Here is a 16,788-nt window from a genome sequence, read left to right as displayed (position 1 = left end):
GATTCGCGTCAATCGGATTCTCGCCAGGAGTGGGTTTTTTCCGACCCGCTGTGAATCGCGGGCACAAGCGGGATAAGTCGGGATTTGTTCACCGCCCGCTAACGGCATCTGATACGGCAGGGAGCAGGCAAGATCGGGGAAGTCATGGCAGAGGCAGCACAAAAGTTCGGCGTGGCCGAAACACCGCTTTATCGCGAAGCGCCCAACAATATTGAGGCCGAGCAGGCGCTGCTTGGCGCCATCCTCGTCAACAACGACGCCTTCTACCGCGTTTCGGACTTCCTCAAGGCCTCGCATTTCTACGAGCCCCTGCACCGCAAGATTTTCGAGATTGCGGCCGAGATGATCCGCATGGGCAAGATGGCCAATCCGGTCACGCTCAGGAACTTCGTGCCGGCCGACCAGAAGGTCGGCGACATGACGGTCGCCCACTATCTCGCCCGCCTTGCGGCGGAAGCCGTCACCGTCATCAACGCCGCCGACTACGGCCGCGCCATCTACGATCTCGCCACGCGCCGTGCGCTGATCACGGTCGGCGAGGACATGGTCAACATCGCCTATGACGCGCCCGTCGACATGGCCCCGCAGGAGCAGATCGAGGACGCAGAGCGCCGCCTGTTCGAACTGGCCGAAACCGGCCGCTACGATGGCGGCTTCGAAAGCTTCACCGATGCGGTCAAGACCGCCGTCGACATGGCCAACGCCGCCTATATGCGCGACGGCCACCTGTCCGGCGTCGCCACGGGCCTGCGCGATCTCGACAAGCGCATGGGCGGCCTTCAGCCATCCGATCTTATCGTGCTTGCCGGCCGCCCCGGCATGGGCAAGACCTCGCTCGTCACCAACATCGCCTTCAACGTCGCCCACGCCTATGAGCCGGCGCAGCAGGCCGACGGCTCGTTCAAGGCGGCCAATGGCGGCGTCATCGGCTTCTTCTCGCTCGAAATGTCGTCCGAACAGCTTGCCACGCGTATTATTTCCGAGCAGACCGAGATTCCCTCGTCCAAGATCAGGCGCGGCGAAATCACCGAGAACGATTTCGAAAAGCTCGTCGCCTGCTCGCAGATGATGCAGAAGATCCCGCTCTTCATCGATTCGACCGGCGGTATCTCCATCGCCCAGCTCGCCGCGCGTGCCCGCCGGCTCAAGCGCCAGCGCGGCCTCGACGTCATCGTCATCGACTATATCCAGCTCATGCAGGGTTCGTCCGCCAAGGCCTCGCAGAACCGCGTGCAGGAAATCACAGAGATCACCACGGGCCTGAAGGCACTGGCCAAGGAACTCAGCGTGCCGATCATCGCGCTGTCGCAGCTGTCGCGTCAGGTCGAAAGCCGCGACGACAAACGCCCGCAGCTCTCCGACCTTCGCGAATCGGGCTCGATCGAACAGGACGCCGACGTCGTGATCTTCGTCTACCGCGAGGAATATTACCTCAAGAACAAGGAGCCGAAGCCCGGCACCGAGGAATACATCAAGTGGGAAACCGAGATGAACGACGTGCGTGGCAAGGCGGAAGTCATCATCGCCAAGCAGCGTCACGGCCCGACCGGCACCGTCTCGCTCGCCTTCACCGGCGAGTTCACACGCTTCTCCGATCTTGCTGAGGAGCACCACCTGCCGGAGAGGTTCGAGTAGCGTATGTCGGCGGACGCTGGCGCTGTTGACTTCCAGAAAGTCGATGAGGAGCTGTCATCCGGTCGCCTTTGGCGTGCAAAGGAGATGCTTCAGGGAAGGCTTACGCAGCCACTGTTCGACGAACTGTTGCTCGAAAAGTACGGCAATGTCCTTCTTTTGATGGGCGATCGGCTCGAGGCTGGACGCTATCTATTTGCTTCCGGGAAGCGGAACCCCGAATACAAAAATGCGATAGAGCTTTTCCTCTCCCGCCATAAGAACGCGGATATCGAGCAACTGATAAGTGAAATGCCCTTGATGGTACGTCGCCATCGCGACGTTCTGTCATCGATCTTGTCCAGTTCGGATTTTGCTGAGCATGGATGCCCTGAAGCTGTGCGTGCTGCCTTGAGTGAAACCGCTCTGCATCCAGAAAGGCAAATTCCCACAAGCCCGACCCGTCTCAAATTCTTTCTTATTGTCATTGGCTTAGGTATCGCGGCCGTCTTTTTAGCGGGACTGTATGTGATCCTGCGGTTCCTCATCTCAGCAACGCTAGGCTCCTGAACCATGGCTAAAACCCGCACCCAGTTCATCTGCCAGAATTGCGGCACGGTCCACACGCGCTGGGCCGGCAAATGCGATGCCTGCGGCGAGTGGAACACGCTCATCGAGGAAGGCACCAACAGCGGCATCGGCAGCGGCCCGGCCTCGATGCGCAGCGCGCGAAAAGGCCGCGCCGTGGCGCTCACCACGCTGTCGGGCGACATCGAGGACGCGCCACGCATCGCGTCGGGCATCGGCGAACTCGACCGCGCGCTCGGCGGCGGCTTCGTGCGCGGCTCGGCCATTCTGGTCGGCGGCGATCCCGGCATCGGTAAGTCGACGCTTCTCACGCAAGCCGCAGCCGCGCTTGCCTCGCGCGGCCACCGCATCGTCTATGTCTCGGGCGAAGAGGCGGTTGCCCAGATCAGGCTGCGTGCGCAGCGACTCGGCGTCGCCAACACGGCTGTGGAACTCGCGGCCGAGACCAATGTCGAGGACATTCTCGCCACCATCGCCGACGGCAAGCGGCCCGACCTGATCATCCTCGATTCGATCCAGACGCTGTGGACCGACATGGCCGATTCGGCTCCCGGCACGGTCACGCAGGTTCGTTCGTCGGCTCAGGCGATGATCCGCTATGCGAAATCCACAGGTGCCGCGGTCGTTCTCGTCGGCCATGTCACCAAGGAAGGCCAGATCGCCGGCCCGCGCGTCGTCGAGCATATGGTCGATGCCGTGCTTTATTTCGAAGGCGAAGGCGGCCACCACTATCGCATCCTGCGTACGGTAAAAAACCGCTTCGGGCCGACCGACGAGATCGGCGTCTTCGAAATGTCCGACAAGGGTTTGCGCGAAGTCGCCAATCCGTCAGAGCTTTTTCTCGGCGAAAGACACGCGAAATCGCCGGGCGCTGCGGTTTTTGCCGGCATGGAAGGCACGCGGCCCGTGCTTGTCGAGATCCAGGCGCTGGTCGCGCCCTCGCCGCTCGGCACGCCGCGCCGTGCCGTCGTCGGCTGGGACTCACCACGCCTCGCCATGGTTCTGGCCGTGCTGGAAGCCCATTGCGGCGTGCGCTTCGCCACCCACGACGTCTATCTCAACGTGGCTGGCGGCTACCGCATTTCGGAGCCCGCGGCCGATCTTGCAGTTGCCGCCGCTCTGGTTTCCTCGCTCACTGGTCTTGCCCTTCCCGCCGATTGCGTCTATTTCGGCGAAATCAGCCTTTCGGGTGCCATACGGCCAGTTGCGCATGCGCAGCAGCGCCTTAAGGAAGCCGAAAAGCTGGGCTTTGGACAGGCAGTTCTGCCGAAGGGCAGCGAGGAAATATCCGGAGGAATCGGGTCCGGCTCTTTCCAGCCCGCAACGCTCACGGACCTCGTGGTGCGGATTGCGGGGTCGCTTCGCCGGAACACTGACGACGACTGAACGGATCGCCGCCAGCGCGGCCCGGAAAGGCGCAAAGCGCCATCATGGAGTGGGAACGACATGCCGATTACGCTGCTTGACGGAATTCTCGTCGGCTTCACGCTTGTTTCCGCAATGCTCGCCATGGTTCGCGGCCTTTCCCGTGAGGTTCTTTCGATTGCGTCCTGGGTTGCTGCCGCTGCGGCTGCCTATTTCTTCTACCCGCTGGTCCTGCCTTATGTGCAGCCGCATCTCGACAATGAGAAGCTGGCGATGGGCGCGGCAGCCGGCATCGTCTTCATCATCGCGCTGATCGTGGTCACCGTCATCACCATGAAGATCGCCGATTTCATCATCGACAGCCGCGTCGGCGCGCTCGATCGCACCCTCGGTTTCCTCTACGGCGCGGCGCGCGGCATCCTGGTCGTTGCCGTCGGCCTCCTGTTCTTCAACTGGCTCGTCGGCTCGAACCCGCCGGCCTGGATCGCCAACGCCAAGTCGAAGCCGCTGCTGGAATCGATCGGTGCAAAGCTTGAAAACGCGCTGCCGGAAGACCCCGAAAACTCGATCCTCAAGCGCCTGAAGCCGGAAACCGGCACCGAGGCTCCGGAAGCCGGTACGGAAGCACCGCCAGCCGACAATGCACCCGCAGAAGCACCTGCGGAGAATGCACCGGCCGACAACGCGCCAGCAGAGGCGCCGCCGGCGAACAACTGATTGCGTACGTCCAGGCGCCCGAAGTGGCGGCCGGACGACATGGCTGCGACATCGACGCCGATGAATTACAGGTGGCATTGTCGACGCCCTTGCCCTATATGACGCTTTTCCGACACCAGAGTCCGTGGCCCTATGGTTGACGCTGATAACTTCCTCTCCGCAGAGGCTGACGATCATTTCCACGACGAATGCGGCGTGTTCGGCATCTTCGGACGCCCGGAAGCCGCCGCGATCACCACGCTCGGCCTTCACGCCCTCCAGCATCGCGGCCAGGAAGCGGCGGGCATCGTCTCCTATGACGGCAGCCAGTTCCATGTAGAGCGCCATGTCGGCCTGATCGGCGACACCTTCACCAAGCAGTCGGTCATCGACCGGCTGCAAGGCACCCGCGCCATCGGCCACACGCGCTACGCCACCACGGGCGGTGCCGGCCTGCGCAATGTGCAGCCCTTCTTTGCCGAGCTTTCGACCGGTGGTCTGGCCGTCGCCCACAACGGCAACATCACCAACGCGCTCACCGTGCAGCGCACCTTGCAGAAGCAGGGTTCGATCTTTTCCTCCACCTCGGATACGGAAACGATCCTTCACCTCGTCGCCACGAGCAAGGAGCGCGACATCACCGCGCGCTTCATCGAGGCGATCCGACAGCTCGAGGGCGCCTTCTCGCTGGTTGCGCTGACCTCCAAGAAGATGATCGGCGTGCGCGATCCGCTCGGCATTCGCCCGCTGGTGCTGGGCGACCTCGACGGCGCCTGGATCCTTGCTTCCGAAACCTGCGCGCTCGACATCATCGGCGCGCGTTTCGTGCGCGATCTCAAGCCCGGCGAGATGGTCGTCGTCACCGGCAAGGGCATCGAGAGCCACTTCCCCTTCGAGCCGCAGAAATCGCGTTTCTGCATCTTCGAATATGTCTATTTCGCCCGGCCGGATTCCTCCGTCGAAGGCCGCAATGTCTACGACATCCGCAAGCGCATCGGCATGGAGCTTGCCATCGAAAGCCCGATCGATGCCGACATCATCGTTCCGGTGCCCGATTCCGGTACGCCGGCCGCGATCGGATTCTCGCAGCAGGCCGGCATTCCGTTCGAACTCGGCATCATCCGCAACCACTATGTCGGACGCACCTTCATTTCGCCCGGTGATTCCATCCGCCACATGGGCGTGAAGCTGAAGCACAACGCGAACCGCCGCATGATCGAGGGCAAGCGCGTGGTGCTGGTCGACGATTCCATCGTGCGCGGCACCACCAGCCAGAAAATCGTGCAGATGGTGCGCGAAGCCGGCGCCCGGGAAGTGCATATGCGCATCGCCTCGCCGCCCACCCGCGCCTCCTGCTTCTACGGCGTCGACACGCCGGAAAAGGCCAAGCTGCTCGCATCGCGCATGTCGGTCGAGGAGATGGCCGATTTCATCCGCGTCGATTCGCTCGGCTTCCTGTCGATCGACGGCCTCTACCGCGCTGTCGGCGAAGCGAGCCGCGTAGATGAACAGCCCCAATTCTGCGACGCCTGCTTCACCGGCGAATACCCCACCCGCCTGCTCGACCTCGAAGGCACCGACAATGTGCGGACCTTGTCGCTGTTGGCTACCGGCGGGCAATAAATGACTGAAATTCCAGACCTTTCGGGGCGCGTCGCGCTCGTCACCGGCGCGTCGCGCGGCATCGGCTATCAGATCGCCAAACAGATGGCGGCAGCCGGCGCGCATGTTATCGCAGTTGCCCGCACCGTCGGCGGGCTCGAAGACCTCGACGACGAGATCAAGAAGGCCGGCGGCGAAGCCACCCTGGTGCCGCTCGACCTCACCGACATGGCCGGCATCGACCGTCTCGGCGGCGCCATCAACGACCGCTGGGGCAAGCTCGACATTCTCGTCGCCAATGCCGGCGCGCTCGGCGTCATCTCGCCGCTCGGCCATGTCGAGGCAAAAGTGTTCGACAAGGTCATGGCCGTAAACGTCACCGGCACCTGGCGGCTCATCCGCTCGGTCGACCCCCTGCTGCGTAAGTCCGACGCCGGCCGCGCCATCATCCTGTCGTCGGGTGCAGCGCACTCCGCCCGCGCTTTCTGGGGTCCCTATGCGGCCTCAAAGGCGGCAGTCGAGGCGCTGGCCCGTTCCTGGGCCGACGAGACGAAAAACAGCGCATTGCGCGTGAATTCCGTCGATCCGGGCGCGACCCGCACGGCCATGCGCGCGCAGGCCATGCCGGGCGAAGACCCCGATACGCTGCCGAAACCCGCCGAGACCGCCGCAAAAATCCTGCCGCTGGCCAGCCCGGCGCTGACCGAGACCGGAAAGCTCTTCCAGGTCCATCACGAGCGGTTCGTCAGCTACCGGATGCCCGAATAAGCCAGCCTGACTCCTAAAGTTTCGCCGTCGGGCGATGATTTTTCGCCGTTACCGACAGGTCCGGCTTGCTGTTGATGGTCTGGAAAACCACGCAATAGCGTTCGGTCAGCTTGATCAGCGTATCGATCCGGTCCTGCGGCTCGTCGGTGTCGAGATCGAAGCGCAGCCTGATCGCGCGAAAGCCTACCGGTGCATCCTTGGCCACGCCCAGCGTGCCGCGGAAATCGAGGTCGCCTTCGGCTTCCACCGCAGCACCCTCGAGGCGGAATTCCAGCGCCGTCGCAACCGCCTTCAGCGTCACCCCGGCACAGGCAATCAGCGCCTCCAGCAGCATGTCGCCGGAGCAGAGCTCGAGCCCGGTGCCGCCCGTTGCAGGATGAAGACCGGCCACCGCCAGCGCCCTGCCCGTCTCCACCTTGCAGGAGATGGATTGCTGGTCGATTGACCCCTTGGCCCGCAGCGTTATCAGCGCCTGTCCCGGGTCGTCGCGATAACCCTGCTTCAGCGGTGCCTGCAGTGACTTCAGTTCGTCGGCGTTCATGCCAGCCTCCCGATTGCGCCAATGATTGAACCTATATCACGCCAGCGCGCCCTTTGGCCCGCAAGAGGTGACTGGGCCTGCCCCAACGCTCGGCTGCGGCTGGCGTAGCCGGGCGGGTGGTGGCGGTCGTATAGCTGCGGCTGCTGCTGGTTCGCCCGCCGCAGCGCCATTCCGCAGGACCGCTCCATGACCAATGCCGTCGTTCTCGACACGCGCGAAAAGATCTACGCCGGCATCATGCTCACCGGTGTCGCCTATTTCCTGTTTTCGGTGCAGGACGCCTCGATCAAGCTCTTGGTGACAGGCCTGACGGTCTGGCAGATCCTGTTCTTCCGCAGCGCAACCGTGCTGGCCGGCTGCGCAATGATCGGCGGGCGCGAGCTGCTGGTCCAGTCGGCCCGCTCGCCCATCGTCAAGGCGATGCTGCTGCGGAGCTTTCTCACGCTGCTGGCCTGGCTGTGTTTCTACAGTGCTGCGAAATATCTCCAGCTCGCCGAACTCACCACCATCTACTTCGCCGCCCCCGTCATCATAACCATCATGTCGATCTTCATCCTTGGCGAGAAGGTGCCGCTGGTGCGCTGGGTCGCGGTGCTGATCGGCTTCGTCGGCGTCTACATCGCCTGCGACCCGAGCAAGCTCGGCATAACCCTGCCGGTCGCCATGGTGCTCGCCGCCGCCTTCCTGTGGGCGCTGGCGATCGTCTTGATGCGCAAGATCGCGCTGCAGGAGCGCACGATGGTGCAGCTCGTCCTCAACAATGCGTTTTTCCTCGTCATCGCCGGCGTGCCGATGGCCTTCCTGTGGCAGACCCCGACATGGCAGGAAGCGCTGCTTCTCATGATCGTCGGCTCGCTCGGCGGCGTGGCGCAGTTCATGCTTTTCGAAGGCATGAAGCGCGCGCCCGTCTCCGTCATCGCGCCGTTCGAATACACCTCGCTGATCTGGGCCTTCGCGCTCGGCTACGCGATCTGGGGCGACATTCCGCGCCGCGAGGTCTTTATCGGCGCAGCCCTCATCTTCCTTGCCGGCGTGGTCATCATTGCCAGCGAACATCTGCGCAAACGCGTCTAGCGCAGACCATGATCCCCAAAAGTGGGAACCGGTTTTGGGACAAGATCATGGTCCAACCAATGTTTCTCCTGACACCGCGGTGGCAGGGGCGATGCGATAGTCTGCGGCTCGCTGCCGCTTAGAGGAACAATCGTGGGCCTGGATCAATCGACCGAACGCATGCTCGGCGTGACGCTCGTCAGCGCCTCGGCGGCTGTCTTCGGCCTTGCCGGCGTGCTGACCAAATCGATCCATGCCGACCCGCTGACGATCAATTGCTGGCGCGGCTTTGCCGGCGGATTGCTGATCACCGCCTATGTATTCTGGCGACGCCGCAAGGAAACCGCGCCTAAGCCTTTGCGCCTCGGCTGGCGTGGTTGGCTGATGGCCGTGATCGGAGCATTCGCCAGCATTGCCTTCATCGCCGCCTTCAAGAACACCTATGTCGCCAATGTCGCGATCATCTACGCCACGGCGCCTTTCGTGGCCGCACTGCTGGCCTGGCTTCTTGTGCGCGAACGTGTTCGCTCGCAGACCATGCTCGCCGCCTGCCTCTCGCTCGCCGGCGTCGGCCTGATGGTCTTTTCGGGCGTCGGCACAGGACGCCCCTTCGGCGACGGGCTGGCGCTGCTGATGACATTCTCCAGCGCGCTCTACATGGTGCTGATCCGGAAATTCCGCGACACGCCGGTGGTGTGGGCCGGTGCGGTGTCGGCCTTCCTGCTTTTCGTGCTGGGCTGGTTCGTCACCGATCCGCTGGCCATTTCCGCGCGCGACGCCCTGCTTCTTGCGGCTTTCGGTGTATCGTTCGCCCTTGCCTCCGTGCTTTGGACCGAGGGCTCGCGGCTCATTCCCGCCGCCGAGGCCGGCTTGCTCGGCTCGGCCGAAGTGCCCTTCGCCATTTTCTTCGGCTGGCTGTTCCTGTCCGAACTGCCGCCGGTCGCAAGCCTTGCCGGCGGGGTCATCGTGCTTGCGGCGGTCTTTGCCCATGCCGGCCGAGACTGGCAGGTGGCGCGCCGGATGCGCGTTTCAGAGATGAAAAGCGTGTGATTTCAGACATTTGCAAGAGCTCAAAAATTTCTTCAAAAAAGATTCTTTTTTTGGGAACCAATTTGCGGAGCGTGCGTTGTTGATGCTGGACGGGCTGTCCCCTTATGCCCAACCCCCCGCCCGTCCCCCTTACTCCAAAGCCGGTCCCTCGTGGCCGGCTTTTCTTTGAAGTGCCGCGCTTCTACAGCGCCTGCGCCCACTCGTGACCGGGATGGGTAATCTCAAGACAGGCTTTCAGCCATGCACGCTCCGATGCTTCCAACTTCGGCACGGCTTTTTCAAAGTCGATCTCATCCTTGCTGCGCATATGCTTTGCCTTGAACAGCAGAATGGCCGCCGGCTTTAGATAAGGAAGCCCACCAGAGGTCATGTTCACCATTTCGGCGCGCGGCCGGGCAATGGCCAGGTCTCTCTTGTAGACCCAACTATCCGGCGATCCCGGCTCGATCATCATGTCCACGCGCCAGCACCTTTGCTCGACGTCCTGGCACCATATCTGGGAAATGGTCGCCGGCGGCGCTGCATCCGTTGGCAAATACTCAACAATCCCGTCTCCGGCCGTGTAGAATTCCAAGCCCTTCAGCGCTTGCCGGAAGGTCGCGAGGTCTTCACGCAGGATCGTAAACTCAAGGTCCTCATGATCGCGCGTCTGGTATCCATGCCAAAGGTCAAGCGCCCAGCCCCCGACGATGCACCAGGGCCTGGAAACGCCGCTCAGGCAGCTTGCAAGTTCGGTCGGATGCCAGGCCCGCCAGGCGTCATGAGCGAGTGCTTGTTGCGGAGTCATGGAACTGTCCGGGCTTTATCTGCTGTGGCTGATTTTACGCCTGCGTCGCTTCAAAGAGCTTTCAGCCGTACAAGATTTTCGGCGTGAAGGCGTGGAAAGATTTTCACCCAATTTCCACTCAACCCATTGTTCTCATTAGACCTGAACATTTTTTCACGCCCGATTTATCCACACCCCAAACGCTGCCCGCATAATCTCCGCGTCGCCCTCACGGGAACGCGGGTCATGAACCGGATGAGCGTGGAGGGGACGGCGTCCGGGCTGGTGGCACTGCGGTGGTGCTGCTGGGTGATGAACCCCTAAGCCCGGGTCTTAGCGGCGGCTGGCCACGCGAATGTGGAGGCGACTGAGCGGGACAAGAGCGTCGGCGGGCGCATGGCAAGCGTCACATAAACATAAAAAGACAGGCGCAAGCCATGCGTCCGCTTTCCCACTTCAATAGCCAGACGCAGAATGCGGGCGTGGTAATGAACAAGTGCGCCGAGGCAATGAAATGCGAGACCGAGACGACCTCATTGACCTTCCCGCAGCATCGTCTAGTTTCCTGATCGAAGCGGTCGGAAAGAGCCGCCCAAAAACATGCGTTGGGAGTGAGGCATGATCCTGACCGCAAAGATCGCCCTTTTCCTGCTTCTAGCCTATCTGGCGGCAGCACTTTGGCAAAAGGTGCGCCTGGGGATGACGTTTCATCAGGCACTGCTCTATCTGCCGCTCAAGCTCATCTATCGGGTGCGCGACGGCAAAATGCGGGCGGCGCGAGATGCGGCAGCACCCGTCGTCTACGTCGTCACCCATCAGTCGCGGCTCGATCCTGCACTCATGCTGGCACTGCTGCCGGAAAACACCCTGCACATCCTCGACGAGAGGTCGGCCAGATCACACTGGCTTGAGCCGTGGCGGGAACTGGGCCGCACCATCGCCTTCAACGCCGAGCATGTCTTCGTCAGCCGCCGGCTGGTGCGCGTGCTGAAAGGCAAGGGCCGCCTGGCCGTCTACATCCCCGCCGATGTCGAGCCGGACGTGAAATCCTTCCGGCTTTACCGTGCCGTGGCGCGCATAGCGCTTCAGGCCGACGCGAAGATCATCCCGGTTTTCATCGACGGCGCGCGCCACCTGCCCTTTTCGCTGACGCCGCGTGAAAAAGCGCCGCGAAGCTGGTTTCCGAGGCTGACCGTCAGCACGCTGGAGCCGATGACGATCCAGCAGATGGTCGGCGATACGGACATGCGGCCATCCGATGCGCTGTTCGACCGCGTCGCCGAGGCGCGTCTTGCCGCTGCCGATCCCAAACGCAGCCTGTTTCAGGCCGTCCGCCACGCAGCCTTCCGCTATGGTGCCGGCCACCCCATCGTCGAGGATGTGGTCAGCGGCGCGCTGAGCTACCAGCGGCTGCTTATCGGCGCTCGGGTGCTCGGGCAGCGCTTTGCCCGCCTCAGCGCCCCCGGAGAGGCCGTCGGCGTGCTTCTGCCCAACACCAACGGCATGGTGCTTTCGCTGCTCGGGCTCGTTTCGGCAAGCCGCATAGCTGCCATGCTCAACTACACCGCCGGCCCCGCCAGCGTCACCGCCGCCGTACGCACCGCCGTCATCCGCACAATCATCTCGTCGCGCGCCTTCATCGAAAAAGCCGGCCTTGCCGACATCGTCGAGGCGGCTGAAAAGGGCGGCGCGAAATTCGTCTGGATCGAGGAGCTGCGCGACAGCACCAGCCTGTTCGACAAGATCGCCGCAAGCTGCCTGTACTGGTGGCCGGTCCACAGCCAGGACGCGGACAAACCGGCCGTCATCCTGTTCACCTCCGGTTCGGAAGGCACACCGAAGGCGGTGGTTCTTTCCAGCCGCAATGTCGTCGCCAATGCCATGCAGGCCGAGGCCCGCATCAATATCGGCCCCGACGACAAGCTGCTCAACGTGCTGCCGGCGTTCCATTCCTTCGGCCTGACCGGCGGCACGATCCTGCCTTTGGTGTCGGGGGTGAGGCTGTTCCTCTATCCCTCGCCGCTGCACTACAAGATCATCCCCGACATCGCCGCCAAGATACGGCCGACCGTCATGTTCGGCACCGACACTTTCCTCGCCGGCTATGCGCGCAATGCCGACGGCGACGAGTTTTCGAGCCTACGCTTCGCGGTGGCCGGTGCCGAGCCGGTCAAGGCCGACACGCGGCGCATCTGGCGCGAGCGCTTCAACGCCGAGATCATCGAGGGTTTTGGGTTGACCGAGGCCGCACCGGTCGTGTCGGTCAACACGGTCACCCACAATCGCGACGGCACGGTCGGACGGCTGCTGCCGGGCATGCGGATGCGGTTGGAGCCGGTCGAGGGTATCTCAGAGGGCGGCAGGCTCTGGCTACAGGGGCCGAATGTCATGCTCGGCTACATGACCGCCGACCAGCCCGGCGTGTTGCAGCCGCTGGGCAGCGGCTGGCACGACACCGGCGACATCGTTTCCATTGACCGCGAAGGTTTTTTGACCATTCGCGGCCGCGCCAAGCGTTTTGCCAAGATCGCCGGCGAGATGGTGTCGCTGGGTGCTGTCGAAATGCTGGTGCAGTCGCTGTGGCCGGAAGAGCATCACGCCGCCGTCGCCGTGCCCGACAAGCGCCGCGGCGAGCGCATCGTGCTCATCACCACCGCAGGCGATGCCGACCCCTCACTGCTGCGGCAGTTCGGCAAACTGTCGGGCGCTGCCGAATTGATGGTGCCGCAGGACATCGTCAAGGTCAGCGAAATCCCGCTGCTCGGTTCCGGCAAGACCGACTATGTGTCGGCCCGCAAGCTGGCGATCGAGCGGCTCGGACTGGAAGCAGCGGCGTAAAGCCTTATTCCGCCTTGGGCGGTGTGGCTGCAGCGGCTTCCTTGGCCTTCGCCTCCTCGAGCCTCGAGCGGCGCGAATAGGCGCTGGCGCTGAGCGGCAGGAAGCAGAGATAGGCGATCACCGAAACCGACAGCGTCTGCCACGGGAACGTCACCAGCAGCAGCACGTAAAGCACGACACCGAGGATCAGCGGCAGCACCTTGTCGCCCGGCACCCGCCATTTCTTGCCCGAATAGACCGGCCAGCGGCTGACCAGCAGGAAGGCGATCAGCACCGTATAGCCCGAGCAGATGAAGCCGAAGGTTCGGTCCGGGGCAATCGCCCCGATGAACACCAGATAGATCGGCAGCATGACGATGGCCGCCCCCGCGGGTGCCGGCACGCCGACGAAATACTCGGCCTGCCATGCGGGCCGGTCCTGATCCTCGTCCAGCACATTGAACCGCGCCAGCCGCAGACCGCAGGCGATCGCAAACAGAAGCGCTGCGATCCAGCCGAACGACCCGGCGCGGTCGAGCAGGTAGGCGTAGAGCACCAATGCGGGTGCCACGCCGAAATTGACGATGTCGGCCAGCGAATCCATCTGCGCGCCGAACTTGGAGGTCGCCTTGAGTGCCCGCGCGATGCGGCCGTCGATGCCGTCGAGGAAAGCCGCGATCAGCACCATGACGACGGCCGTCTCGAACCGCGCTTCGAATGCGAGACGGATGCCGGACAGGCCGGCGCAGATCGCCAGAACCGTGATCAGGTTCGGCAGGACCATGCGCAGCGGAATCTCCCGGATGCGCGGTCCGCCTCGGCCGTGTGGCTCGAAATGCTGGAAGGGTGCGGGCACCGTTACGAGACCCGCACGAGCGGGGTCGCGGCCCCGCCGCCGAATTCGGCCAGGATGGTTTCACCGGCAACGGCGGTCTGGCCGACCGAAACGCGCGCCGTGGCGCCGAGCGGCAGGAACACGTCGACGCGCGAGCCGAAGCGGATCAGCCCGAAACGCTCGCCGACGGCAATGTTGCTGTCGGTATCTGCCCAGCAGACGATGCGCCGCGCCACCAGTCCCGCGATCTGCACGGCTGCGACCGTGCCATGGGGGCTTTCGATGACGAGGCCGTTGCGCTCGTTCTCGCTGCTGGCCTTGTCGAGCTCGGCGTTGAGGAACTTGCCGGGGCGATGCTCGATGCGGGTGATGCGGCCGCGCACCGGCGAACGGTTCACGTGGCAGGAAAAGACGTTCATGAAAACCGAGATGCGGGTCATTTCGGCCGTGCCGAGGCCGAGTTCACGCGGCGGGACCGCAGGCCCGACAGCCGAGACCACGCCGTCGGCGGGGCTCACGACCAGTTTGTCGTCCACCGGCGTGACGCGCACCGGGTCGCGGAAGAAATAAGCGCACCAGGCCGTCAGGATCAGCCCGATCCAGAACAGGTTGAGCGAAAAATAGCCGAGAATCAGTGTGGCGGCGGCAAATGCGCCAATGAAGGGATAGCCCTCGCGATGAATGGGCACGAACGCGTTCTTGACGGTATCGACGAGGCTCATCGGGCGGGGGCGGCTCCAATTGGATTGCCGGCCTGCTTACCGGAAACGGCAGCCCGCCGCAACGCAACATTGCAGTGATGCGACTTCGCGTGATCAGACTTCGGCGGTTCTGCGGCGCACGACGACGCCGAGTTCGTCGGTTTCACGAGCAATGCGCAGCCGCTCCTCGGCCTCCGTCGCCTCGCGCTGGCGCGCCCACATCGAAGCGTAGAGACCGTCCTTGCGCAGCAGTGACAGATGCGTTCCGCGCTCGGCGATCTGCCCGCCCTTTAGCACGATGATCTCGTCGGCAGTGATAACCGTCGAAAGCCGGTGTGCGATGACAATCGTCGTGCGGCCACGGCTGACGAGATCGAGTGCTGCCTGAATTTCCTGCTCCGTGTGCGTGTCGAGCGCGGAGGTCGCCTCGTCCAGCATCAGGATCGGCGGCGCCTTGAGGATGGTGCGGGCAATCGCCACGCGCTGCTTTTCGCCGCCGGAAAGCTTCAGCCCACGCTCGCCGACCATGGCCTTGTAGCCATCAGGCAGATGCTCGATGAAAGGTCCGATCTGCGCCAGTTCGGCAGCCTTGAAGACTTCCTCGTCGCTGGCGTCGGTGCGGCCATAGCGGATGTTGTAGGCGATGGTGTCGTTGAACAGCACGGTGTCCTGCGGCACCATGCCAATAGCGGCGCGCAGGCTCTCCTGGGTCACGTCACGAATATCCTGCCCGTCGATCAGGATTGCGCCTTGCTGGATGTCGTAGAAGCGGAACAGAAGCCGCGAAATCGTCGATTTGCCGGCCCCCGAGGGCCCGACGATTGCGACTGTCTTGCCGGCCGGAACGTCGAAGCTGACGCCCTTCAGAATCGGACGGGCCGGATCATAGGCAAAATGCACATCGCGGAACTCGACCTTGCCCGCCCCGACAGCCAGCGGTTTCGCGTCGGGCCGGTCGAGCACTTCCTGCTTGACGTCGAGAAGATCAAACATCTGCTCGATATCGGTCAGGCCCTGGCGAATTTCGCGATAGATGAAGCCGATAAAATTCAGCGGTACCGAAAGCTGCATCAGCATGGCGTTGATGAACACGAAATCGCCGATCGTCTGCGTGCCGGCCATCACCTCGCGCGCCGACATCCACATCGCGATCGCCATGCCGACGCCGAAGATGACGCCCTGCCCGAAGTTCAGCCAGCCGAGCGAGGTCCAGGTCTTGGTTGCGGCACTCTCGTAGCGCGCCATCGAGCGGTCGAAACGCTCGGCTTCCATGCGCTCATTGTTGAAATATTTGACCGTTTCGAAATTGAGCAGGGAGTCGATCGCCTTGGTGTTGGCGTCGGTGTCGGAATCGTTCATCTCGCGGCGGATCGAAATGCGCCAGTCGCTCGCCCACACCGTGAACCATGTGTAGAGCATCACGGTGACGGCAACGACCACCACATAGAGCCAGCCATAGGCGACGGCGAAGATGATTGCCGTCAGCGCGAATTCGAGAATGGTCGGCAGCGTGTTGAGGATGGTGAAGCGGACAATCGTCTCGATGCCCTTGGTGCCGCGCTCGATGATGCGCGACAGGCCGCCGGTGCGCCGCTCCAGATGGAAGCGCAGCGACAGATTGTGCATGTGCACGAAGGTGCGGAAGGCAAGCTGGCGCACCGCATGCTGGCCAACGCTGGCAAACAGAGCGTCGCGCAACTGGTTGAAGCCGACCTGCACGAGCTTCACCACATTGTAGGCGATGACCAGCATGACCGGCGCCAGCAGGAAATCCGGCAGTGGCGGAGCCGGCGCGTGGTCGCCGGCGAGTGCGTTGGTCGCCCATTTGAAGAAATAGGGCACGGCGATCAGCACGAATTTGGCGACGAACAGGTAGAATGTCGCCCAGACCACGCGAGCCTTGAGATCAGCGCGGCCGGCCGGCCACATATAGGGCCACAGATTGAGCAATGTTTTGAACGTGCTGCCGTTGTCGGCAGAGACTGTCTTGTCGGCCAAGAGTTTTACGCCTTTGAATTTCGGTCTTCGCGACTGGCGCAGCAATCTTCAACCAGAGCAGTCACAAGCCCGGAAAATCCGGCCAGTGCCTGCCGGTCGATCTCATAGCGCGACCGCTGCTTTTCGGGCGAAAACCGCACCAGCCCCGCCTCGACCAGTATTTTCAGATGCTGCGACACCGTCGACTGCGCCAGATCGAGCTGTTTGACTACATCCTTGCAGCAGCATGCGTCGCTGCCCGAGAGGTAGCGCAGGATTTCTATGCGCGTCGGATGTGACAGCGCCGCGAACCGCAGCGCCACGGCTTTTGTGGCGGCAGAGCTGCAGGTCTGGAAATCGGAAGCAAGAGGAGCGTTCATCGTTCATCGTCGATAAACGATGAACGTTGTCCTCGCAA

The 16,788-nt window shown here is 63.0% G+C and carries 14 protein-coding genes and 1 pseudogene; 9 read left to right on the top strand and 6 right to left on the bottom strand.

What is annotated here, in order from left to right:
* Nucleotides 1-144: 144 nt before the first annotated feature.
* The 6 genes from G6N74_RS06595 (at nucleotide 145) to G6N74_RS06570 (ending at nucleotide 6,630) form a co-directional block, all read left to right on the top strand.
* Nucleotides 145-1,635: a replicative DNA helicase gene (locus G6N74_RS06595; protein WP_091912230.1), complete on the top strand. Its 1,491-nt coding sequence runs from the start codon at nucleotides 145-147 to the stop codon at nucleotides 1,633-1,635.
* Nucleotides 1,636-1,638: 3 nt separating this feature from the next.
* Nucleotides 1,639-2,181, top strand: a complete 543-nt coding sequence (locus G6N74_RS06590) for a DUF6584 family protein (RefSeq protein WP_165115530.1) — start codon at nucleotides 1,639-1,641, stop codon at nucleotides 2,179-2,181.
* A gap of 3 nt (nucleotides 2,182-2,184) precedes the next feature.
* A complete protein-coding gene (gene radA / locus G6N74_RS06585; RefSeq protein ID WP_165115528.1) occupies nucleotides 2,185-3,585 on the top strand; it encodes a DNA repair protein RadA in 1,401 nt (466 codons plus the stop codon).
* 60 nt (nucleotides 3,586-3,645) lie between these two features.
* Nucleotides 3,646-4,281, top strand: a complete 636-nt coding sequence (locus G6N74_RS06580) for a CvpA family protein (RefSeq protein ID WP_165115526.1) — start codon at nucleotides 3,646-3,648, stop codon at nucleotides 4,279-4,281.
* Between the two features lie 132 nt (nucleotides 4,282-4,413).
* Nucleotides 4,414-5,883, top strand: a complete 1,470-nt coding sequence (purF, locus tag G6N74_RS06575) for an amidophosphoribosyltransferase (RefSeq protein WP_165115524.1) — start codon at nucleotides 4,414-4,416, stop codon at nucleotides 5,881-5,883.
* The gene (locus G6N74_RS06570) at nucleotides 5,884-6,630 is read left to right on the top strand and encodes an SDR family NAD(P)-dependent oxidoreductase (RefSeq protein ID WP_165115523.1); all 747 of its coding nucleotides are present in this window, start codon (nucleotides 5,884-5,886) and stop codon (nucleotides 6,628-6,630) included.
* Between the two features lie 13 nt (nucleotides 6,631-6,643).
* Here G6N74_RS06570 and G6N74_RS06565 read toward each other — a convergent pair whose 3' ends face one another.
* Entirely contained in the window at nucleotides 6,644-7,171 is a 528-nt protein-coding gene (locus G6N74_RS06565; protein ID WP_165115522.1) for an OsmC family protein, read from the bottom strand.
* A gap of 186 nt (nucleotides 7,172-7,357) precedes the next feature.
* Here G6N74_RS06565 and G6N74_RS06560 point away from each other — a divergent pair, with 186 nt between their 5' ends.
* Together G6N74_RS06560 and G6N74_RS06555 are read left to right on the top strand one after the other, a co-directional pair.
* The gene (locus G6N74_RS06560) at nucleotides 7,358-8,245 is read left to right on the top strand and encodes a DMT family transporter (protein WP_165115521.1); all 888 of its coding nucleotides are present in this window, start codon (nucleotides 7,358-7,360) and stop codon (nucleotides 8,243-8,245) included.
* 159 nt (nucleotides 8,246-8,404) lie between these two features.
* On the top strand, nucleotides 8,405-9,274 hold the full coding sequence (locus G6N74_RS06555) for a DMT family transporter (protein WP_165115712.1): 870 nt from the start codon (nucleotides 8,405-8,407) through the stop codon (nucleotides 9,272-9,274).
* Between the two features lie 181 nt (nucleotides 9,275-9,455).
* Here the strand turns inward: G6N74_RS06555 and G6N74_RS06550 are convergent, their stop codons facing one another.
* On the bottom strand, nucleotides 9,456-10,061 hold the full coding sequence (locus G6N74_RS06550; protein ID WP_165115520.1) for a nucleotidyltransferase domain-containing protein: 606 nt from the start codon (nucleotides 10,059-10,061) through the stop codon (nucleotides 9,456-9,458).
* A gap of 597 nt (nucleotides 10,062-10,658) precedes the next feature.
* Here G6N74_RS06550 and G6N74_RS06545 point away from each other — a divergent pair.
* Nucleotides 10,659-12,878 carry an AMP-binding protein gene (locus G6N74_RS06545; RefSeq protein ID WP_165115519.1) on the top strand — a complete coding sequence of 740 codons (2,220 nt, stop codon included), beginning with the start codon at nucleotides 10,659-10,661 and terminating at the stop codon, nucleotides 12,876-12,878.
* Between the two features lie 4 nt (nucleotides 12,879-12,882).
* On the opposite strand, the gene G6N74_RS06540 is transcribed toward G6N74_RS06545, so the two are convergent.
* The 4 genes and pseudogenes from G6N74_RS06540 to G6N74_RS06525 all read right to left on the bottom strand — a co-directional run bounded on the left by G6N74_RS06540 (nucleotide 12,883) and on the right by G6N74_RS06525 (nucleotide 16,750).
* A complete protein-coding gene (locus G6N74_RS06540) occupies nucleotides 12,883-13,641 on the bottom strand; it encodes a CDP-alcohol phosphatidyltransferase family protein (RefSeq protein WP_205826544.1) in 759 nt (252 codons plus the stop codon).
* A gap of 74 nt (nucleotides 13,642-13,715) precedes the next feature.
* Nucleotides 13,716-14,417: pseudogene (locus tag G6N74_RS06535) on the bottom strand (phosphatidylserine decarboxylase); the annotation flags it as partial.
* Nucleotides 14,418-14,507: 90 nt separating this feature from the next.
* Nucleotides 14,508-16,391 carry an ABCB family ABC transporter ATP-binding protein/permease gene (locus G6N74_RS06530; protein ID WP_165115516.1) on the bottom strand — a complete coding sequence of 628 codons (1,884 nt, stop codon included), beginning with the start codon at nucleotides 16,389-16,391 and terminating at the stop codon, nucleotides 14,508-14,510.
* Between the two features lie 5 nt (nucleotides 16,392-16,396).
* Nucleotides 16,397-16,750 carry an ArsR/SmtB family transcription factor gene (locus G6N74_RS06525; RefSeq protein ID WP_165115514.1) on the bottom strand — a complete coding sequence of 118 codons (354 nt, stop codon included), beginning with the start codon at nucleotides 16,748-16,750 and terminating at the stop codon, nucleotides 16,397-16,399.
* Nucleotides 16,751-16,788 lie beyond the last annotated feature (38 nt).

The organism is Mesorhizobium zhangyense (genome assembly GCF_011045115.1).
Classification (GTDB): domain Bacteria; phylum Pseudomonadota; class Alphaproteobacteria; order Rhizobiales; family Rhizobiaceae; genus Mesorhizobium_M; species Mesorhizobium_M zhangyense.
This window is presented reverse-complemented; position numbering and strand designations above follow the sequence as displayed.

What these genes read in the sequence shown, in the direction of transcription:
- G6N74_RS06590 (WP_165115530.1), top strand. Translation starts at nt 1,639, where the DNA reads ATGTCGGCGGACGCTGGCGCTGTTGACTTCCAGAAAGTCGATGAGGAG.
- G6N74_RS06580 (WP_165115526.1), top strand. Translation starts at nt 3,646, where the DNA reads ATGCCGATTACGCTGCTTGACGGAATTCTCGTCGGCTTCACGCTTGTT.
- radA (WP_165115528.1), top strand. Translation starts at nt 2,185, where the DNA reads ATGGCTAAAACCCGCACCCAGTTCATCTGCCAGAATTGCGGCACGGTC.
- G6N74_RS06565 (WP_165115522.1), bottom strand. Translation starts at nt 7,171, where the DNA reads ATGAACGCCGACGAACTGAAGTCACTGCAGGCACCGCTGAAGCAGGGT.
- G6N74_RS06525 (WP_165115514.1), bottom strand. Translation starts at nt 16,750, where the DNA reads ATGAACGCTCCTCTTGCTTCCGATTTCCAGACCTGCAGCTCTGCCGCC.
- G6N74_RS06595 (WP_091912230.1), top strand. Translation starts at nt 145, where the DNA reads ATGGCAGAGGCAGCACAAAAGTTCGGCGTGGCCGAAACACCGCTTTAT.
- G6N74_RS06560 (WP_165115521.1), top strand. Translation starts at nt 7,358, where the DNA reads ATGACCAATGCCGTCGTTCTCGACACGCGCGAAAAGATCTACGCCGGC.
- G6N74_RS06570 (WP_165115523.1), top strand. Translation starts at nt 5,884, where the DNA reads ATGACTGAAATTCCAGACCTTTCGGGGCGCGTCGCGCTCGTCACCGGC.
- purF (WP_165115524.1), top strand. Translation starts at nt 4,414, where the DNA reads ATGGTTGACGCTGATAACTTCCTCTCCGCAGAGGCTGACGATCATTTC.
- G6N74_RS06550 (WP_165115520.1), bottom strand. Translation starts at nt 10,061, where the DNA reads ATGACTCCGCAACAAGCACTCGCTCATGACGCCTGGCGGGCCTGGCAT.
- G6N74_RS06555 (WP_165115712.1), top strand. Translation starts at nt 8,405, where the DNA reads ATGCTCGGCGTGACGCTCGTCAGCGCCTCGGCGGCTGTCTTCGGCCTT.
- G6N74_RS06545 (WP_165115519.1), top strand. Translation starts at nt 10,659, where the DNA reads ATGATCCTGACCGCAAAGATCGCCCTTTTCCTGCTTCTAGCCTATCTG.
- G6N74_RS06540 (WP_205826544.1), bottom strand. Translation starts at nt 13,641, where the DNA reads ATGGTCCTGCCGAACCTGATCACGGTTCTGGCGATCTGCGCCGGCCTG.